At 36.0% G+C, this 19,575-nt stretch carries 13 protein-coding genes, 4 tRNA genes and 3 rRNA genes; 3 read left to right on the top strand and 17 right to left on the bottom strand.

Annotated features, from left to right (window positions below; genetic code table 11):
• The first annotated feature begins 25 nt into the window (after positions 1 to 25).
• Positions 26 to 1,642, top strand: a complete 1,617-nt coding sequence (gene cls, locus FQB35_RS00970; protein ID WP_231701833.1) for a cardiolipin synthase — start codon at positions 26 to 28, stop codon at positions 1,640 to 1,642.
• A 37-nt stretch (positions 1,643 to 1,679) separates the two neighbouring features.
• On the opposite strand, the gene typA is transcribed toward cls, so the two are convergent.
• The 9 genes from typA to FQB35_RS15705 form a co-directional block, all read right to left on the bottom strand.
• Positions 1,680 to 3,491, bottom strand: coding sequence for a translational GTPase TypA (gene typA, locus FQB35_RS00965; RefSeq protein ID WP_148808124.1), 1,812 nt, complete (start codon positions 3,489 to 3,491; stop codon positions 1,680 to 1,682).
• A gap of 111 nt (positions 3,492 to 3,602) precedes the next feature.
• Positions 3,603 to 3,694: transfer RNA gene (locus FQB35_RS00960), tRNA-Ser, on the bottom strand.
• A gap of 5 nt (positions 3,695 to 3,699) precedes the next feature.
• Positions 3,700 to 3,783: transfer RNA gene (locus FQB35_RS00955), tRNA-Leu, on the bottom strand.
• Positions 3,784 to 3,797: 14 nt separating this feature from the next.
• Positions 3,798 to 3,873 (bottom strand) — tRNA-Val (locus FQB35_RS00950).
• A gap of 6 nt (positions 3,874 to 3,879) precedes the next feature.
• A 5S ribosomal RNA gene (gene rrf / locus FQB35_RS00945) occupies positions 3,880 to 3,996 on the bottom strand.
• 38 nt (positions 3,997 to 4,034) lie between these two features.
• Positions 4,035 to 6,998 (bottom strand): 23S ribosomal RNA (locus FQB35_RS00940).
• Positions 6,999 to 7,051: 53 nt separating this feature from the next.
• Positions 7,052 to 7,127: transfer RNA gene (locus tag FQB35_RS00935), tRNA-Ala, on the bottom strand.
• A 53-nt stretch (positions 7,128 to 7,180) separates the two neighbouring features.
• Positions 7,181 to 8,712, bottom strand: a 16S ribosomal RNA gene (locus tag FQB35_RS00930).
• The 16S, 23S and 5S rRNA genes sit together here with 4 tRNA genes alongside, the layout of an rRNA operon.
• Positions 8,713 to 9,080: 368 nt before the next feature.
• Complete coding sequence (locus FQB35_RS15705) at positions 9,081 to 9,254, bottom strand: hypothetical protein (protein ID WP_168198201.1); 174 nt, start codon at positions 9,252 to 9,254, stop codon at positions 9,081 to 9,083.
• A gap of 108 nt (positions 9,255 to 9,362) precedes the next feature.
• On the opposite strand from FQB35_RS15705, the gene cobO reads away from it, so the two are divergent.
• A complete protein-coding gene (gene cobO / locus FQB35_RS00925) occupies positions 9,363 to 9,881 on the top strand; it encodes a cob(I)yrinic acid a,c-diamide adenosyltransferase (RefSeq protein ID WP_148808123.1) in 519 nt (172 codons plus the stop codon).
• 42 nt (positions 9,882 to 9,923) lie between these two features.
• On the opposite strand, the gene FQB35_RS00920 is transcribed toward cobO, so the two are convergent.
• The 7 genes from FQB35_RS00920 to FQB35_RS00890 form a co-directional block, all read right to left on the bottom strand.
• Positions 9,924 to 10,637 carry a metallophosphoesterase family protein gene (locus tag FQB35_RS00920; protein ID WP_148808122.1) on the bottom strand — a complete coding sequence of 238 codons (714 nt, stop codon included), beginning with the start codon at positions 10,635 to 10,637 and terminating at the stop codon, positions 9,924 to 9,926.
• 36 nt (positions 10,638 to 10,673) lie between these two features.
• Positions 10,674 to 11,735: an ACR3 family arsenite efflux transporter gene (gene arsB, locus FQB35_RS00915; protein WP_148808121.1), complete on the bottom strand. Its 1,062-nt coding sequence runs from the start codon at positions 11,733 to 11,735 to the stop codon at positions 10,674 to 10,676.
• Positions 11,732 to 12,073 carry an ArsR/SmtB family transcription factor gene (locus tag FQB35_RS00910; RefSeq protein WP_148808120.1) on the bottom strand — a complete coding sequence of 114 codons (342 nt, stop codon included), beginning with the start codon at positions 12,071 to 12,073 and terminating at the stop codon, positions 11,732 to 11,734. Before FQB35_RS00910 ends, arsB begins: the two co-directional genes overlap by 4 nt.
• Positions 12,074 to 12,273: 200 nt before the next feature.
• Entirely contained in the window at positions 12,274 to 12,960 is a 687-nt protein-coding gene (locus FQB35_RS00905) for an anaerobic ribonucleoside-triphosphate reductase activating protein (protein WP_148808119.1), read from the bottom strand.
• A gap of 65 nt (positions 12,961 to 13,025) precedes the next feature.
• Complete coding sequence (locus tag FQB35_RS00900; RefSeq protein WP_148808118.1) at positions 13,026 to 15,152, bottom strand: ribonucleoside triphosphate reductase; 2,127 nt, start codon at positions 15,150 to 15,152, stop codon at positions 13,026 to 13,028.
• 225 nt (positions 15,153 to 15,377) lie between these two features.
• Positions 15,378 to 16,013 (bottom strand): orotate phosphoribosyltransferase, encoded by a 636-nt coding sequence (gene pyrE, locus FQB35_RS00895; protein ID WP_269902696.1) that lies wholly within the window; start codon positions 16,011 to 16,013, stop codon positions 15,378 to 15,380.
• 102 nt (positions 16,014 to 16,115) lie between these two features.
• A complete protein-coding gene (locus FQB35_RS00890) occupies positions 16,116 to 17,588 on the bottom strand; it encodes a putative glycoside hydrolase (RefSeq protein WP_148808117.1) in 1,473 nt (490 codons plus the stop codon).
• 197 nt (positions 17,589 to 17,785) lie between these two features.
• Here FQB35_RS00890 and FQB35_RS00885 point away from each other — a divergent pair, with 197 nt between their 5' ends.
• Complete coding sequence (locus FQB35_RS00885) at positions 17,786 to 18,628, top strand: hypothetical protein (protein ID WP_148808116.1); 843 nt, start codon at positions 17,786 to 17,788, stop codon at positions 18,626 to 18,628.
• A gap of 16 nt (positions 18,629 to 18,644) precedes the next feature.
• On the opposite strand, the gene FQB35_RS00880 is transcribed toward FQB35_RS00885, so the two are convergent.
• Positions 18,645 to 19,559: a sensor histidine kinase gene (locus FQB35_RS00880; RefSeq protein WP_148808115.1), complete on the bottom strand. Its 915-nt coding sequence runs from the start codon at positions 19,557 to 19,559 to the stop codon at positions 18,645 to 18,647.
• Positions 19,560 to 19,575 lie beyond the last annotated feature (16 nt).

Genomic DNA, 19,575 nt, shown 5'->3' with positions numbered 1-19,575 from the left:
TTTCGTGGAAAGGATGGTGAATAATTTGAATCTAATTAAAAAAAACAAAATATATCTCTATGCTATTTTTATTATAATCCTTTTCACCCTACAAGGAGATGCTATCCACATTCATGAACCATCTCCTAATCCTCTAAGGATTGTAAAAATAGATGAGATACAAAATTCAGTTTTAAGTGAAAATTTTCCTATTTACTTACAAAAAATTAAAGGCTATATAGGAACTGTATTTACCATATACACAATATTTATCGCCATCATCATTTTCATGGAAAACAAAAATCCTTCAAAAACCATCTCATGGCTTTTAGTTTTAGTATTATTTCCTGTTATAGGTTTTATTTTCTATTTATTTATGGGGCAAAATGTTCGAAAGAAAAAGATATTTAAAAAGAAAAGAAAAAGAGACTTCCCTTTTTTTGAACAAGTAGCAAATATTCAAAGGGAAGCTGTAAGAGATAAAGAATTATTTGAAGCTAATGAAAGCTTCGTAAAAAAAAGGCTCATCAGTTTAATATTAAATAACTCTAAATCTCCTTTTACAATTAATAATCACTTAAAGGTATTAACAAATGGAGATGAAACTTTTTCCTCTATTATCGAAGCATTAAAAGGAGCACAACATCATATCCATCTTGAATATTTCATTATAAAGGATGATTATATCGGCGGAATCATTAAGCATATTCTTATGGATAAAGCAAAAAAAGGAATAAAGGTAAGAGTTATTTATGACAGTGTAGGCAGCTGGAGACTCAGTGAACGTTATTTACAAGAAATGAGAAATGCAGGCGTAGAAATTCATGCTTTTTCTCCTGTAGCTTTTCCATTGTTAAGTAGAAAGCTTAATTATAGAAATCACAGAAAAATTATCGTAATAGATGGAAAAATAGGATTTTTAGGAGGGCTCAATATAGGGGATGAATATTTAGGGAGAAATCCCCATTTAGGCTTTTGGAGAGATAGCCATTTAAAAGTTGAAGGAGAAGCAGTCTATGGCCTTCAAAATATTTTCTTGATGGATTGGCTATTTGTGACAAATCAAGAAATAACCTTTAGTCCTATATATTTCCCAAAACTTTCTCATTATGGTGAACAATTAATCCAAATTACTGCAAGCGGCCCCGACTCTGATTGGGAATCTATTATGCAAGCTTATTTTTCTATTATTTCTTCTGCAGAGGACAGAATATTTATTAATACCCCTTACCTTGTTCCAGGTGAAAGTATTATGATGGCTCTAAAAACGGCTGCTTTGAGTGGTGTAGATGTAAGAATTATCCTTCCAAGTAAACCTGATCACAAAACAGTATTTTGGGCATCCATGTCTAATGTTGAAGAACTCCTTGAAGCAGGTGTTAAGATATATCAATATAAAAAGGGCTTTATTCATGCAAAAATAGTACTTGTGGATGGCATAGTCGCATCAGTAGGCACAGCAAACCTAGATATTAGAAGCTTAGAAATAAACTTTGAAGTAAATGCTTTTATTTATGATCAAGATATTGTATCAAAAATGGAGAAAAATTTCTTAATTGATATAGAAGATAGTCAAGAAATAAAATTTGAAGAATTTTTAAAAAGACCTTTAATCAATAAAGTAAAAGAATCAACAGCTAGATTATTATCACCATTATTATAAAAACCCATTTGAAAATTTTTCAAATGGGTTTTTTATATTATCTTTTGTTTGCTTTTGCACGCATTTCCTTATTTAATATTTTTTTTCTTAGTCGAATACTTTTAGGAGTTACTTCTACTAACTCATCCTCAGCAATAAATTCTAAAGCTTGCTCTAAAGACATTTGAATTGGCGGCGTAAGCTTCATAGCATCATCAGAACCTGAAGCCCTTATATTCGTAAGCTGCTTACGCTTACATACATTTACAACAATATCTCCACTTCTTGCATTTTCCCCAACAATCATACCTTCATAAACTTCTGTTCCAGCTCCTATAAACAGCTTCCCTCTGTCTTGTGCATTGTATAATCCATAAGTTACAGCTGTACCTGTTTCAAAAGCTACTAAAGAACCTTTTGTTCTTGATGGAATTTCTCCTTTAAATGGTTCATATCCAGCAAATATATGATTTAGGATTCCATTGCCTCTTGTGTCTGTCATAAATTGAGAACGATAGCCAATAAGGCCTCTTGCTGGAATCATAAACTCTAGCTTCACTGTACCATTAATGTTATGGGTCATATTCGTCATTTCACCTTTTCTTTGTCCTAAGGTTTCAATCACTATACCCATATACTCTTCTGGCACCTCTATTATTACCTGCTCCATAGGCTCACATAAACTTCCATCTATCTTTTTTAGTATTACCTCTGGTCTGGATACAGATAGCTCATATCCTTCCCTTCTCATGTTTTCAATTAAAATAGAAAGATGCAATTCCCCTCTACCAGAAACTTTAAAAACATCAGAAGAATCTGTTTCTTCAACCCTTAATGCAACATTTGATAAAAGTTCTTTTTCAAGTCTTTCTTTTAATTGTCTACTCGTTACAAAGTTTCCTTCTCTTCCAGCAAAAGGACTATCATTTACGATAAAATTCATAGCAAGGGTTGGCTCATCAATTTTTATAAAAGGTAGAGGATCAATTTTATCTGTTGAACAAATAGTCTCCCCTATATTCATATCATCATTTCCAGATAAAGCAACAATTTCTCCAAACGCTGCATCATTTACCTCTTCTTTTTTCAAACCTTTAAATGTATATAATTTACTCACTCTAAAGTTCTTTAGACTTCCATCCCCACTGCATAAAACCACTTCTTGATTTTTTTTAATACTTCCTCTGCTTATTTTTCCAATAGCAATTCTTCCAACATATTTATCGTAGTCAATAGAAGAAATCCTCAACTGCAATCCATCTTCTAATATACCTTCTGGTGCTGGAACTTCTTCTAATATTGTATCAAGCAGTGGAATCATATCTTCATTTGTATCTGTAACTTCATACTTTGCAATTCCTTGTTTAGCAGAAGCATAAATTACAGGAAATTCTAACTGTTCCTCATCTGCATCTAAATCAATAAACAGATCCAATACTTCATCTAAAACCTCTTCAATTCTTGCTTCAGGTCTATCAATTTTATTGATTACAACAACAGGCTTCAATCCTGATGCTAAAGCCTTTTTTAATACAAATCTTGTCTGAGGCATAGGCCCTTCAAAAGCATCCACTAATAATAATACCCCATCAACCATTTGCATGATTCGTTCTACTTCTCCTCCAAAGTCCGCATGCCCTGGCGTATCTACTACATTAATTTTTACTCCATTATAAGTAATAGATGTATTTTTAGAGAGGATTGTAATGCCTCTTTCCTTTTCTAAATCATTTGAATCCATTACTCTTTCTTCTATATACTCATTGCTTCTGAAAGTTCCACTTTGTTTTAACATTTCGTCTACCAAAGTAGTCTTTCCATGGTCAACATGAGCAATAATTGCAATATTTCTAATATTTTCTCGAATCATCCTATACTTCCTTTCAAATAAATTAGTAACATATCATTTTAACATAAACAAACATAAAAAGACAATAATAAAAAAGATATCTATCTTAAATGATAGATATCTTTTCATCATTGGCGGAGAAGGCGGGATTCGAACCCGCGCACCGGTTACCCGGCCTAACGGTTTAGCAAACCGTCCTCTTCAGCCTACTTGAGTACTTCTCCATAAATGGTGCGGGTGGAGGGACTTGAACCCCCACGCACAAGGCGCTAGATCCTAAGTCTAGTGCGTCTGCCAATTCCGCCACACCCGCATATTATTTGATTTTGGTGGGCGCAATAGGGATCGAACCTATGACCCCCTGCTTGTAAGGCAGGTGCTCTCCCAGCTGAGCTATGCGCCCGAATCAAACCAGCGACGACCTACTCTCCCAAGGCGTCTCCGCCTAAGTACCATCAGCGCTGAAGGGCTTAACTTCTGTGTTCGGTATGGGAACAGGTGTGACCCCTTCGCTATTGTCACTGGATTAGAGGTTGTACCCTCAAAACTAAACAATGCATATATTTGGTCAAGTCCTCGACCTATTAGTACCTATCAGCTTAAGACATTACTGCCCTTACACCTTAGGCCTATCAACCAGATGGTCTTTCTGGGGTCTTACTGACTTACGTCATGGGAAATCTAATCTTGAGGGGGGCTTCGCGCTTAGATGCCTTCAGCGCTTATCCCGTCCGTACATAGCTACTCAGCCATGCCGCTGGCGCGACAACTGATACACCAGAGGTACGTCCATCCCGGTCCTCTCGTACTAAGGACAGCTCCTCTCAAATTTCCTGCGCCCACAGCGGATAGGGACCGAACTGTCTCACGACGTTCTGAACCCAGCTCGCGTGCCTCTTTAATGGGCGAACAGCCCAACCCCTTGGGACCTACTTCAGCCCCAGGATGAGACGAGCCGACATCGAGGTGCCAAACCTCCCCGTCGATGTGGACTCTTGGGGAGATAAGCCTGTTATCCCCGGGGTAGCTTTTTATCCGTTGAGCGATGGCCCTTCCACTCGGAACCACCGGATCACTAAGCCCGACTTTTCGTCCTTGCTCGACTTGTAAGTCTCGCAATCAAGCTCCCTTCTGCCTTTTACACTCTACGCGCGATTTCCGACCGCGCTGAGGGAACCTTTGGGCGCCTCCGTTACCTTTTTAGGAGGCGACCGCCCCCAGTCAAACTGCCCACCTGACAGTGTCCCAAAGCTGGATTCACAGCTTCTGGTTAGAACTTCAGTATTACAAGAGTGGTATCCCAACGGCGACTCCACACATACTAGCGTACATGCTTCTAAGTCTCCCACCTATGCTGTACATGTAATACCAAAATCCAGTGTCAGGCTACAGTAAAAAGCTCCACGGGGTCTTTCCGTCCTGCTGCGGGTAACCGGCATCTTCACCGGTACTACAATTTCACCGAGTCTATTGTTGAGACAGTGCCCAAATCGTTACGCCTTTTCGTGCGGGTCGGAACTTACCCGACAAGGAATTTCGCTACCTTAGGACCGTTATAGTTACGGCCGCCGTTTACTGGGGCTTAAGTTCAGTGCTTCACTTACGTTAACACGTCCCCTTAACCTTCCAGCACCGGGCAGGCGTCAGCCCCTATACATCGTCTTTCGACTTAGCAGAGACCTGTGTTTTTTTGCTAAACAGTCGCTTGGGCCTATTCTCTGCGGCCACCTCAGGCTTTTAACACCCTACCGTGGCACCCCTTCTCCCTAAGTTACGGGGTCATTTTGCCGAGTTCCTTAACAATAGTTCTCTCGCTCGCCTTAGGATTCTCTCCTCACCTACCTGTGTCGGTTTGCGGTACGGGCACCTAGATCTCGCTAGAGGCTTTTTTCTCGACAGTGTGGAATCAGCAAGTTCGCTACTATATTTCGCTCCCCCATCACCTTTCAGGATTGCCTACGCGGATTTGCCTACATAGACTCCCTACGGGTTTAGACGCACACAACCAACGGTGCGCTTAGCCTATCCTCCTGTGTCACCCCCATTGCTCAAACGATTTTTCGGTGGTACAGGAATTTCAACCTGTTGTCCATCGCCTACGACTTTCGTCCTCGGCTTAGGTCCCGACTAACCCTGAGCGGACGAACCTTCCTCAGGAAACCTTAGGTTTTCGGCGGGTAGGATTCTCACCTACCTCTCGCTACTCATGCCAACATTCTCTCTTCTATACAGTCCACCATTCCTTTCGGTATGACTTCAGCCCGTATAGAATGCTCCCCTACCCCTACCAATAATATAAATACTATCAGTAAGCCGTAGCTTCGGTGACAGGTTTGAGCCCCGGTAATTTTCGGCGCAGGATCACTCGACTAGTGAGCTATTACGCACTCTTTAAATGAGTGGCTGCTTCTAAGCCAACATCCTAGTTGTCTATGCAATCCCACATCCTTTTTCCACTTAACCTGTACTTAGGGACCTTAGCTGACGGTCTGGGCTGTTTCCCTCTCGACTATGAATCTTATCACACATAGTCTGACTCCCCAAAGATATGATTACGGCATTCGGAGTTTGATAGTCTTCGGTAACCGGTGAGGGCCCCTAGGACATTCAGTGCTCTACCTCCGTATCACTAACTTTGAGGCTAGCCCTAAAAAGCTATTTCTGGGGAGAACCAGCTATCTCCGAGTTCGATTGGAATTTCTCCGCTATCCACAAGTCATCCCAGCCTTTTTTTCAACAGACATGGGTTCGGTCCTCCACGAAATTTTTACTTCCGCTTCAACCTGCTCATGGATAGGTCACCCGGTTTCGGGTCTACGGCATACAACTAAATCGCCCTATTCAGACTCGCTTTCGCTGCGGCTCCGTAGCTTAACTACTTAACCTTGCTGCATACCGTAACTCGTTGGCCCGTTCTACAAAAAGTACGCGGTCGTTCATAAAAAGAACTTCCACTGCTTGTAAACATAGGGTTTCAGGTTCTATTTCACTCCCTCCCGGGGGTTCTTTTTTCACCTTTCCCTCACGGTACTATGCGCTATCGGTCACCAGGTAGTATTTAGCCTTGGGGGGTGGTCCCCCCTGCTTCCCACAAGGTTTCACGTGTCTCGTGGTACTCTGGAGTATACTCAAGCTAGACTTTGTTTCGCCTACAGGACTATTACCTCCTATGGTGGGCCTTTCCAGACCTCTTCGGCTACAAATTCTTCGCTCTTATGAGTATATCCGCAACCCCTAGAAAAAATTTTCTAGGTTTGGGCTAATCCCCTTTCGCTCGCCGCTACTTAGGGAATCGAGTTTTCTTTCTTTTCCTCAGGGTACTTAGATGTTTCAGTTCCCCTGGTATGCCTCCTCACTACCTATGGATTCAGTAGTGGGTACCTAAGTATTACCCTAGGTGGGTTTCCCCATTCGGAAATCCCCGGATCAAAACTTGCTTGCAGTTCCCCGAGGCTTATCGCAGCTTACCACGTCCTTCTTCGGCTCCTGGTGCCAAGGCATTCACCCTATGCTCTTTATAACTTGACCAGAAATTGTATTTTATGCATTGTTCAGTTCTCAAGGTACATGAAAGATTTAAATGGTGGAGACGAGGGGGATCGAACCCCTGACCCCCTGCGTGCAAGGCAGGTGCTCTCCCAGCTGAGCTACGTCCCCCAAGCTTAATCCTTCAAAAACTAAACAGTGTAAGTTAAGCCTTTTCTCCTTAGAAAGGAGGTGATCCAGCCGCACCTTCCGATACGGCTACCTTGTTACGACTTCACCCCAGTCATTGGTTTCACCTTCGGCAGCTTCCTCCAAATGGTTAGATAGCTGACTTCGGGCGCCCCCAACTCCCATGGTGTGACGGGCGGTGTGTACAAGACCCGGGAACGCATTCACCGCGGCATTCTGATCCACGATTACTAGCAACTCCAGCTTCATGTGGGCGAGTTGCAGCCCACAATCCGAACTGAGACTGGCTTTTAGGATTTGCTCCGGATTACTCCTTCGCTTCCCGTTGTACCAGCCATTGTAGCACGTGTGTAGCCCAGAACATAAGGGGCATGATGATTTGACGTCATCCCCACCTTCCTCCGAGTTGTCCCCGGCAGTCTCTCTAGAGTGCCCATCCGAAATGCTGGCAACTAAAGACAAGGGTTGCGCTCGTTGCGGGACTTAACCCAACATCTCACGACACGAGCTGACGACAACCATGCACCACCTGTCTCTCTGTCCCCGAAGGGATTTCCCACGTTACTGGTAATGCAGAGGATGTCAAGTCCTGGTAAGGTTCTTCGCGTTGCTTCGAATTAAACCACATGCTCCGCTGCTTGTGCGGGTCCCCGTCAATTCCTTTTGAGTTTCAGTCTTGCGACCGTACTCCCCAGGCGGAGTGCTTAATGCGTTAGCTGCGGCACCGAGGGTGGTACCCCCGACACCTAGCACTCATCGTTTACGGCGTGGACTACCAGGGTATCTAATCCTGTTCGCTCCCCCACGCTTTCGTGCCTCAGCGTCAGTTACAGTCCAGAGAGTCGCCTTCGCCACTGGTGTTCCTCCCTAATATCTACGCATTTCACCGCTACACTAGGAATTCCACTCTCCTCTCCTGCACTCAAGCCAATAAGTTTCCAAGGCTTACTACGGTTGAGCCGTAGCCTTTCACCCCAGACTTTATCGGCCGCCTACGCACCCTTTACGCCCAGTGATTCCGGATAACGCTCGCCCCCTACGTATTACCGCGGCTGCTGGCACGTAGTTAGCCGGGGCTTCCTCCTAAGGTACCGTCAGTTTTCTTCCCTTAGGACAGAGCTTTACGACCCGAAGGCCTTCATCGCTCACGCGGCGTTGCTGCATCAGGCTTTTCGCCCATTGTGCAATATTCCCCCACTGCTGCCTCCCGTAGGAGTCTGGACCGTGTCTCAGTTCCAGTGTGGCCGATCACCCTCTCAGGTCGGCTACTGATCGTCGCCTTGGTGAGCCTTTACCTCACCAACTAGCTAATCAGACGCAGGCCCATCCTATACCGATAAATCTTTGACTCATGTATCATGCGATACTAGAGTTTTATGAGGTATTAATCCCGGTTTCCCGAGGCTATCCCTCTGTATAGGGCAGGTTGCCTACGCGTTACTCACCCGTCCGCCGCTAAGCTTGTACAACTTCATCCGAAGAATCTGTCGTATTCGCTTCGCTCGACTTGCATGTGTTAGGCACGCCGCCAGCGTTCATCCTGAGCCAGGATCAAACTCTCAAATAAAACTTTCGAGGTTAAAAATTATTGCTGGCTTAATTTCTTACACTGTATAGTTTTCAAAGATCAAACACCTTATCGCCGTTTAGCGACTTAATCAGTATATCATCTTTAGTCGTTTTTGTCAAGCACTTTTTATTTTTTACTTTTCGTGCGTGACAAAATACACTATATCACATCTCATGTGTATTGTCAATATGTTTTTCATAAAGAAATCAAAAAAGTTTTGAACTTCCTCTCTTTTTTTGAGAACATTAGATAATATAACACATATTCTAAGTACCGTCAACCAAACTATTTGTTGTAAATTATTCCATATAGTTTATCATTATTTCATTCCTATATCCCCTGCCACTTTATTAAAAGGAACAAAACTAATCTTTCATTATCGTTGGTTCATAAGGATCTTCTTCATAATCAAATTCAAATTTTTTCATTTTTGCCTTGTTCGTAAATATATTTTCTTTTTCCATATTCCTTAATCGGTCATAGTCATCTTCTTCATAATCAAAATCTCTTTTATATAAGCCCTTTTTATATTGATGCATTATATTATTTCCTCCTATGTTTTTCTATCATTCTATCATAAAATAATAATATAGATAAACAATAATATAATTTCATATTTATAAAATCAATTTAAAGGGGTGAAGCATATGGATAAAGGATATATTCATGTCTATACTGGTAATGGAAAAGGAAAAACAACAGCAGCACTAGGATTAGCTTTAAGAGCTGCTGGTGCAGGAAAAAAAATCTTCATTGCTCAATTTGTAAAGTCTATGGAGTATAGCGAAATAAAAGCACTAAAATCTTTAAAAGATTCCATTGATATTAAATTATATGGTCATGGCTGCTTTATAACAAAAAATCCAGATAAAAAAGATATCTTAGCAGCACAAGAAGCACTAAAGAAGGTAAGAAATATTTTAGTAAGTAACAAATATGATATAGTAATCCTAGATGAAATTACCATAGCTATATTTTATAATCTTCTCTCCACCCAAGATGTATTATCATTATTAGAAGATAAACCTGACCATGTAGAATTAATTATTACAGGAAGATATTGTCCTCAAGAAATTATCGACAAAGCCCATTTAGTTACAGAAATGAAAGAAATAAAACATTACTATACACAAGGTGTCTTAAGTCGAGAAGGAATTGATAAATAAAATAGTAAAAGGTGAAGAATAAAATTTCCTCACCTTTTACCTTTATGATATTCCCTTTCTTATTTTCTCAGCAAATTCACTTGGAATTTCACTATTTTCTATAGCTTTCGCCATTTTTTCATAATCATATGCTACTTCAACAATTTGCGTTCTTACACCATTAGAATCTATATCTATTATCATATAAGTAGCATTTGGATTTCCATGCTTTGGTTTGCCTGCACTTCCTGCATTAATCATGTGAATACCTTTTACCTTCTTGTGAAATGGTTTATGCGTATGCCCACAAATCATAATATCTGCATGGATTATATCTGCAATTTCTTCTAATTCTTTTGAGTTTTCATAGAGATATTCATTATTTTTTCTAGGGCTTCCATGCACTAACAATACCTTTTGCCCTTCAACTTCAAGCTCTATTTTTTTAGGTAATTCTCTAAGCCACCTCTTGTTTTCTTCTATCGTATTTTCTTGTGACCAATACAAAGATTTTGCTCCTAATTCCATTGCTTTATTATCTTTATAGTCACAACCACAAGCAAATAATTCTTCTCCTACACTCTGATCATAGTTTCCCTGTACAGTAGGAATATTCTTATCTTTTATCAAGTTTATTACTTCATTTGGAAATGGTCCGTATCCTACTAAATCCCCTAAGCAATATATATTCTCTATCCCTTTATTTTCTATATCTTTAAGAACTGCTTCTAGTGCAAATATATTAGAATGGATATCCGTAATTATAGCTATTTTCATAATTTAATCTCCTTATCATCAAAATTTTTTCTTAATTTATTTTTCTTTTTCCAAAAACCAATGTCTTGTATTATTTGCTATTTTAACAAGGGTTAGCATTACAGGAACTTCTACCAAAACACCTACTACTGTTGCTAAAGCTGCTCCTGATTTTAATCCAAATAGTGATATTGCAACAGCAACTGCTAATTCAAAGAAATTACTTGCTCCAATCATTGATCCTGGTGCTGCTATATTATGTGGAAGCTTCCATGCTTTTGCCCACCCATAAGCTAAAATAAATATAAAGAAAGTTTGTATTATTAGTGGAATCGCTATTAAAGCAATGTGTATAGGATTATTTAGAATCACTTCTCCTTGGAAAGAGAATATAATAATTAATGTAAGCAAAAGTCCTACTTCTGTAATACCATTAAATTTTTTTAAAAATATATTCTCAAAATATTCTTTTCCTTTATTCTTTATAATATACTTTCTTGATATATATCCTCCTAATAAAGGTATTACAACAAATAATACAACAGATAAAAACAATGTATCATAAGGAACCACTACATCACTTACTCCTAATAAAATAGCAACAATTGGCGTAAAACCTATTAATAATATTAAATCATTCACAGCAACCTGTACAAGTGTATAAGCTGGATCTCCTTCTGTTAAATGGCTCCAAACAAATACCATTGCCGTACATGGAGCTGCCCCTAACAAAACTGCTCCAGCTAAATATTGTGAACTTAACTCAGCAGGTATAAAAGATTTGAAGATTACTTTAAGAAAAAGCCATGCAAAAAAATACATTGTAAAAGGCTTTATCAACCAATTTGTAACACAAGTAACCGTTAAACCTTTTGGTTTTTTTGTAGCTTCAACAATACTTGAAAAATCAATCTTTAACATCATTGGATAAATCATCAGCCATATAAGGATAGCAACAGGTATTGAAACTTGTGCATATTCAAACTTGCTTAGTGTTTTTGGAAATTGTGGGAATACTTGACCGATGATTATCCCTACCACAATACAAAGAGCAACCCAAATAGTTAAATAATTTCCAAAGAAACCTAGTGCTTGTTTTGTGTTTACTTTATTTTTCATTCTCCACACTCCTTTACTTTTTTTCTTGTTTGATCACAATCTGAATCACTATACTTTATTTCAATATCTAAATCTTTGTTTAAAATCCATTGAAAGAATTCTTTAATTTCTATAATTTGTTCATCGTTTATTGAATAGTACTTCCATTTGCCTCTTTTATCAACATGAATCAAGCCTGCTTGATGAAGTACTTTCAAATGATGGGATACTGTAGGCTGAGATAAATCCAAATTCTCTAAAATATCACAAACACATAATTCTCCACATGTTAATAGTTTAAGAATAGTTATTCTATTTTCATCAGATAAAGCTTTAAATATTTCTGCCGATACATTCACATAATCACCTCCTATATGTATGTTTTATTATTGTATTATATTATACATATTTATATATGTAAATATGTCAATTTGTTGTTAAGCTTTCACTGTTTTTATAGAATTTAAAATACAACCAGTATTTTTTAATAATGTATAAAATAAGCCTTATATCGCTATTTCGTTACCGATACAAGGCTTATTTTCATATCTTTATTCTATTATTTTCTAACTTTAAAAATCTCAAAATACCCTTCTATTTCTTTTTTAATTTCTTCTAGTGTTTCCAAATCATATGAATGCAATTGATTTTTTCCTGCTAAAACTGTCTCTCCATCTCTAAAGTTTTGTATAGAGTATCTTTTACTACCCTTTAAGTAAGTTGCTATTTCTATTAAATCTTCTTTCGTCAATAATTCTTTACACACCGTTGTTCTAAATTCATAATCTATATTTGCATTTTTAATAATATGAATACTCATCTTTATATTTTCTATATCAATCTTTGCTTTTGTCACAAATTCATATTTATGAAATGGTGCTTTTATATCCATCGCAACATAATCTATTAACCCTTCTTTAAGTAATTTCTCCAAAATTTTAGGGTTTGTTCCATTCGTATCTAGTTTAACCAAAAAACCTTCCATTTTTATTTTTTTTATAAAACCATATAGCTCTTCATAAAGAGTAGGTTCTCCACCAGAAATACATACAGCATCTATAAACTTCTTCCTTTTGTTTAAAAACGAAAAAATTTCTTCTTCACTTATAAATTTTCCTGCTTCTTTTACAATATGACTATTGTGACAATAAGGACATCTAAAATTACACCCTGCTACAAAATATACTGTACAGATTTTTTCTGGATAATCTATAAAAGAACTTTTCTGATGGCCTATGATATTCATTTACAACACTCCCTAATTAATTTAGGCAAGGTTGAAACCTTGCCTATCATTGTATTACATACCCTTTAGCCGATTTTTATATTTGTAATAGATTGTTTATGCTTTAGGCTTTCTATATGAGAAAATTCTTTTCTGTCCTTAAATTCTTCGCGTTTTCCTTTATTCCATGCCTGAACAGGTCTGTGGAATCCTACTACTCGTGTCCAAACTTCTGCTTCCTTTCCACAATGTGGACATTCAAAATGTTCACCAGATAAATATCCATGCTCTCCACAAATTGAAAAAGTTGGGGTAATAGTAATATAAGGTATACTACTGTTTTCCATTACTCTTTTCAGAAGGATTTTACAAGTTTCAATACTATCAATTTCTTCTCCTATAAATCCGTGTAAAACTGTTCCTCCTGTATATAAAGACTGTAATTTTTCTTGCAGTTCGACAGCTTCAAATATATCATTTGTATAGCCTACTGGAAGTTGTGTAGAATTTGTATAATAAGGTTCATCTTTTCCCTGTGTAAAAATATTTGGATACATTTTTTTATCAAGTCTTGCAAATCTATAACTTGCTCCTTCTGCAGGAGATGCCTCTAAATTCCATAAGCTTCCTGTTTCTTCTTGGAATATCTGTATAACACGATTCATAAATTCCATAATTTCAACTGCAAATTCATTTCCTTCTTCTGTTGTAATATCTACACCTAATAGATTTATACAAGCTTCATTCATACCATTTAAACCAATGGTTGAAAAATGATTTTTAAAATATTCCCCAGTACTATCCTTAACCCCTTGAAGATAGAATCTAGAGTAAGGATATAATCCTGCATCCATATACTTTTCAAGTACATCTCTTTTATTTTCACAAATTTCCTTTGCAATTTCCATCAATTCTCTTACTCTTTTTTTGAACTCTTCTATAGATTTTGATAAATAACCTATTCTTGCCATATTCAATGTAACAACATTAATAGACCCAGTCAATGGATTTGCACCAAATAATCCTCCACCTCTTCTTCTTAACTCTCTATTATCAAGTCTCAAACGACAGCACATAGATCGAACATCTTCAGGTGATAAATCTGAATTTAAGAAATTTGCAAAATAAGGTGTTCCAAATTTTCTCGTCATTTCCATAATAGCATTTACAGGCTCAGAATCCCAAGGAAAATCTGGTGTAATGTTTACTGTAGGAATTGGAAAGCTAAATGCTCTACCTGCTCCATCCCCTTCCATCATTACCTCACAAAAAGCTTTATTAAACACATCCATTTCCTTTTGGAATTCTTTATAGGTTTTATCCATTCTTTCACCGCCTATTATTACAGGCTGATTTTTAAGTAATGGATGCGGTGTAATATCTAAAGTAACATTGGTAAAAGGTGTTTGAAAACCTACTCTTGTAGGCACATTTAAGTTGAATACAAATCTTTGAATAGCTTTTTTTACTTGCTCATAAGATAAATTATCATAATAGATAAAAGGTGCTAAATATGTATCAATACTAGATACAGCTTGTGCCCCTGCTGATTCCCCTTGTAGTGTATAAAGTAAGTTTACAAGTTGACCTAAAGCAGATTCTAAATGCCTTGGAGGCTTAGATTCAATTTTTCCTTTTGCTCCTTTAAATCCATATCTTAAAAAAGCTTCTAAATCCCATCCACAACAATAAGGTGCTAATAGTCCTAAATCGTGAATATGTAAATCTCCTCGAATATGTGCTTCTCTTAATTCTTTTCTATAGATTTTATTTAACCAGTATTTTTTTGTAATACTTTCAACAATATGATTGTTTAATCCTTGTAACGAAAATCCCATGTTAGCATTTTCATTTACACGCCAATCCTCTAGATTGACATATTCTTCAATCATTCTTTCTGCATCCATAAATAAGTTTTTCACTTCTCTTATTTCTTCATGTCTTTTTCTATAAAGAATGTATGCCTTTGCTGTTTTAGCATGTCCTTCTTCAATTAATACTTTTTCTACTATATCTTGAACATCCTCTACAGACGGTATACTAGCTCCATATGTTTCATTTATAATTTCAACTACAATCTTTGCAAGTCTAGCAGCAACCATTTCATCTTTTCCACCTACAGATTTTGCTGCAGCAAAGATAGCTAGTTTAATTTTACTACTGTCAAAATCGACAATTTCTCCGTTTCTCTTTTGAACCTTTGTGACTGACATCCTACCCCTCCTATTGTGTTTCTTTTTCCTTCGAGCACTACATATTGTATATTATGCATCATTGTCCTCTCTTATGACAATAATCCTATGGGACTAATTCTTACAAATTTTGCTCTCTTTTAGCATAAATTCTCTATTATGCTCTTAAGTTCTTAGTTTTATATTTCTATTGATATTTATCCATTATTTCCCAAAACATAAAAGGATATGCATTTGCATATCCTGCTACTTTTTCGTAAATATATAAGGGTCTTTACTCCATTTTTCCAAAATCGACTTATCTTCCGCTTTTATATATCCCATTTTAACGGCAATAGGAAGAAGAACTCCATAATTTGTTAATGTCTTATAAGGAATACCTTTTTCATCAAAAAGTTGATCTACTTGATCAAATCCATAGGTAAATATTGCTACAACCCCTAAAACATCTGCACCTGCTTCTTTAAGGGCGTCTACTGCCTTCATAGAACTTCCACCTGTGGATAATAAATCTTCAATAACTACAACCTTTTGCCCTTTTCTTATAAGCCCCTCAATTTGATTTCCTTTTCCATGACCCTTTGCTGAACTTCTTACATACGCCATAGGCAAATTCATTTTCTGAGATACCCATGCAGCATGAGGAATCCCAGCTGTAGCTGTTCCTACTAAAACTTCTGCTTCAGAAAAATTTTCTCTAATGATGCTTTCAAATCCTTGTGCAATCATGTCTCTAATCTCTGGATAACTCATTGTAAGACGATTATCACAATATATTGGAGATTTAATTCCTGATGCCCAAGTAAATAAATCATTCATACTTCTTATATCTACTGCACCAATTTCTAAAAGCTTTTTAGCAATTTCTTGACTCATATTCATTTTTATTCCTCCCTTGTTAGCCTCACTGGACTTCTTTTAAAGGTATTTATCTTATTAATCTTATCATGCTACTTTTTTATTGTCAATCTGATATACTGTCTATTATTTCATAAGTGCCTCTTGTGAGTATTTATTTCCTGCATTCCATAATAAAAACTCTTCAATTCCATTTTCCTTTAATGCTTTGATTTGATCCTTTACTTGTTTTGATCCATATCTAATATGTCCTTTTACCCAACTAGCAGTAAAATCTTGAATCCATGGACGGATTATAGCAGGCGTTTGTATATTTTTATTTCTAGCCAATGCATCTTTGACTCCATAATATATCGTTTCATAAGGATATGCATCTGGTATAGAAATACCATAAGTTCCATTTGCATAATGACTTGGATACATCATAGGACAAACATAATCTACCACATTACTTATAGCTTCCCAATACTGGCCTAGCCCCATATCATCTGCAACAGATCCTACTAATCCAAATATATCCGCACTAATATAAACTTCTTCTTTAGAAAGTTCCCTATAAGCTTGTTTTAAGAAATTCTGAATTGTTTGCGCCTTACTTAAATCACCATAGTTATTTCTATAATCTAAAACCTTATCAAGCTTATTCCCATTTGAAGCAGGGAAACGTACATAATCAAATTGTATTTCATTAAAGCCTAGTTTTGCAGCTTCTTTGGCAACTGCTATATCATACTCCCAAAGTTCTCGATCGTGGGGAGAAGCCCATCTTAACTTATCTCTACTTACAAATGTTTTTCCTGTTCTTCTATCAAGTATTGCTCTATCTGGGTGTGCTTTTGTGTACATAGGATCTTTAAATGTAACGATTCTTGCTATTGTATATATTCCATTTTCTTTTAATATTTTCATTCTTTCATTGAACTTTTCTATGCTGCATCTTGCTCTTTCATTTGCTTCTTTAGAATACTTCTCAGCAGCTTCACTTGGAAATAATAAAATTCCATCATCATCTTTTACATCTATAACAAATGCATTTATTTCACTCTCTTTAGCAAGATTTAAAAGTCTCTCAAATCCTTCTCCTATAAAAGAATGTTCTGTAACATATACACCTTTTACTTTTACTCTTTTATTATTAGGATATTCTTTTATCTTTTTTTGTGGAGAAAAATCTAAAACCCTTAAGTCTTCACTCAACAATTCTATACGATCTTTTACCGTATAAGTAGATAAAATCCATCCTGTCTTTTTTCCATCAATTGTATCAAAATTAATTTTATACCAAAGCTCATTTTGTTCATTAGTTTTTTCTTCAACTACTTCAACAGCAGTCCCCTTCATAAAGCTCTCTAAAATTTGAGCATCTTTTTGAGCTTCTTTTCGAACATTTAATTTACTGGCACTAATATAGACAATATTCTTTTCTTCAATAGTATCTTCTTTTGATGCAGTTTCCTCTTCACTTATGTCCTTATTTTCATCTTTGTAAACTTCATCAGTAGTTGTGCCATCTGCCTTTGACGTGGGTGCCCCACACCCGCTAAGCATCATAATTAATGCAACAATTGCCACGACTAAAAAAAACTTATTTCTGTTCATTTAGACACCTCACTCTTTTATTTTCCTCTATTATACCATGATATGACAAAAAACTTATAGAACTTATTTTTATGAAATTTTTACTATATCTTTAGTAAAAAATTAAATATTTATATTTTTATAGCATATTCTATAAATAACCAACTTAAAAACGAAATATAAAGACACGTTCATTCCAGATAACTTAGGAGTTGCTTATGAAAAAAATAATATTTATATGTTTTTTGTCATTTATCATCCTATGTAATGTACTAGATTTTACCTTTTGGGATAGTCTAAAAAGTTATGCATTCATGTATCTATATGATAAAACTCAAAACACACTTCATAAAAAAGGGATAAACTTTTATATTCCTGGTGGTCTTAAAACAAGAAAAAAAGATTGGTATCCCCTTATGCTTCATTATGATGCCAGCAAATATTTTTCTCAATACATAAAAAAAGACGTATCCTTATACATCTTATATTCCTTTGGAGCATTCGATTTTTTTAAGGGAAGTTCTAATTTCTATAATCATGCTTCTCCCTATTATGCTTCCTTTTATGGTGGATATGCAGTTTTTTGCAATGACTCAGATAGACCATACGGCTTTGATAAGAAAGGAAATATAAATATAGAAGAAATAAAAAAAGTACCCATGTTTGATCAAACCCACCTAGTACTTCCTTCTGTCGGCTGTCCAAAAGATAAGGTTTTCTTCGAAACAACAGTACAAAAGATAGCATATAATCAAACATATATTGGAATGAATGGATGGACAAAAATAGATGCAATAATAAAAAGTAATGCCCCTATTCATAAAAAAAGTTCTATTAAAAACACAGGTTATATACAGTACGGTAAACCCCATAAAAATTTTTATAAAGGGTATGAATACCCTCTCATCTCTTTAAAAGGTCGTATCTATGTAAAATACATAGATGCTTTTAAAGGAACCTTCTTTTTATATATAATGGCCAAAGACCAAAAAACAGTTGATCTATGTGATATACAATTACTCTCTAAAGCTTATATTTTAAAATTAAAAAACACTCCCTAAAACTTTTTTATATATCTTATTTTACTCCTGTAGGAATAGGCAGCTTTACAGTAAAACTTGTCCCAAAACCTTCTTCACTTATTAAGGTTATATCTCCTTCATATTTCTGTACAATATTTTTTACATTGTATAACCCCATTCCTGTTCCTTCATTTTTCTTTGTTGTAAATCCTCTCTTAAAAATCTTTTCTTTTATTTCTTTTGGAATAATCGGTGCCATTTGATATACTTCAAATACTAATTCTCCCATATCTTCAAATATAGACACATTTATTTTTCTTCGTTCTTTATCAAGAGACTTAACTGCATAAATAGCATTATCTAAAAGATTTCCTAATATTCTCACTAAATCTATTGCATCGTAGTTCTCTAAATTGATCTCTTTTTCTAAGTCATAATGAATTTCAATACCTAATTCTTTGCATTTGTATAATTTATTTAAGAATAAGGTATGAAGATGAGGACATTTTACTTCTTCAAGAATATTAAGGTCTTTGTTATCTACGACCATCCCCTTAGTGAAACCCTTAATATATTCTTTAGCCTTTTCTATATTTCCTAGATAAAGCATACCTGCAATAACTTGAATATTGTTTAAAAAATCATGCCTCTGCCCATGCAACAAAAGATTAGTATCTTCCATTTGTTCTAGTTTAAATTTTTGTATTTCAAGCTCCTTTTCCTTTTCAGTCAACAACAAAAATTCCTTTAACATGTATAATGTTACAATTCCTAAGATACCATTTAAAAACAATACCACTAAAAGTATGTTTTCAAACACATAAGATGCATAATATTTATCCAATATCCCGTATTTATTCCCAATCCAATAAACAGTAATTCCTATTAATATAGTCACTTGAACTAAGAAAAAAATAGTAAAAATTTCTCTTTTCTCTTTAAACATTCTATCATAAAATTTTTTTGGCATATGTTTCACTTCCTTT

The sequence above is a fragment of the Crassaminicella thermophila genome, from assembly GCF_008152325.1.
In the GTDB taxonomy this organism is placed as follows: domain Bacteria; phylum Bacillota; class Clostridia; order Peptostreptococcales; family Thermotaleaceae; genus Crassaminicella_A; species Crassaminicella_A thermophila.
The sequence above is the reverse complement of the archived record's forward strand: the minus strand, read 5'-3'. Positions and strand labels throughout refer to the sequence as shown.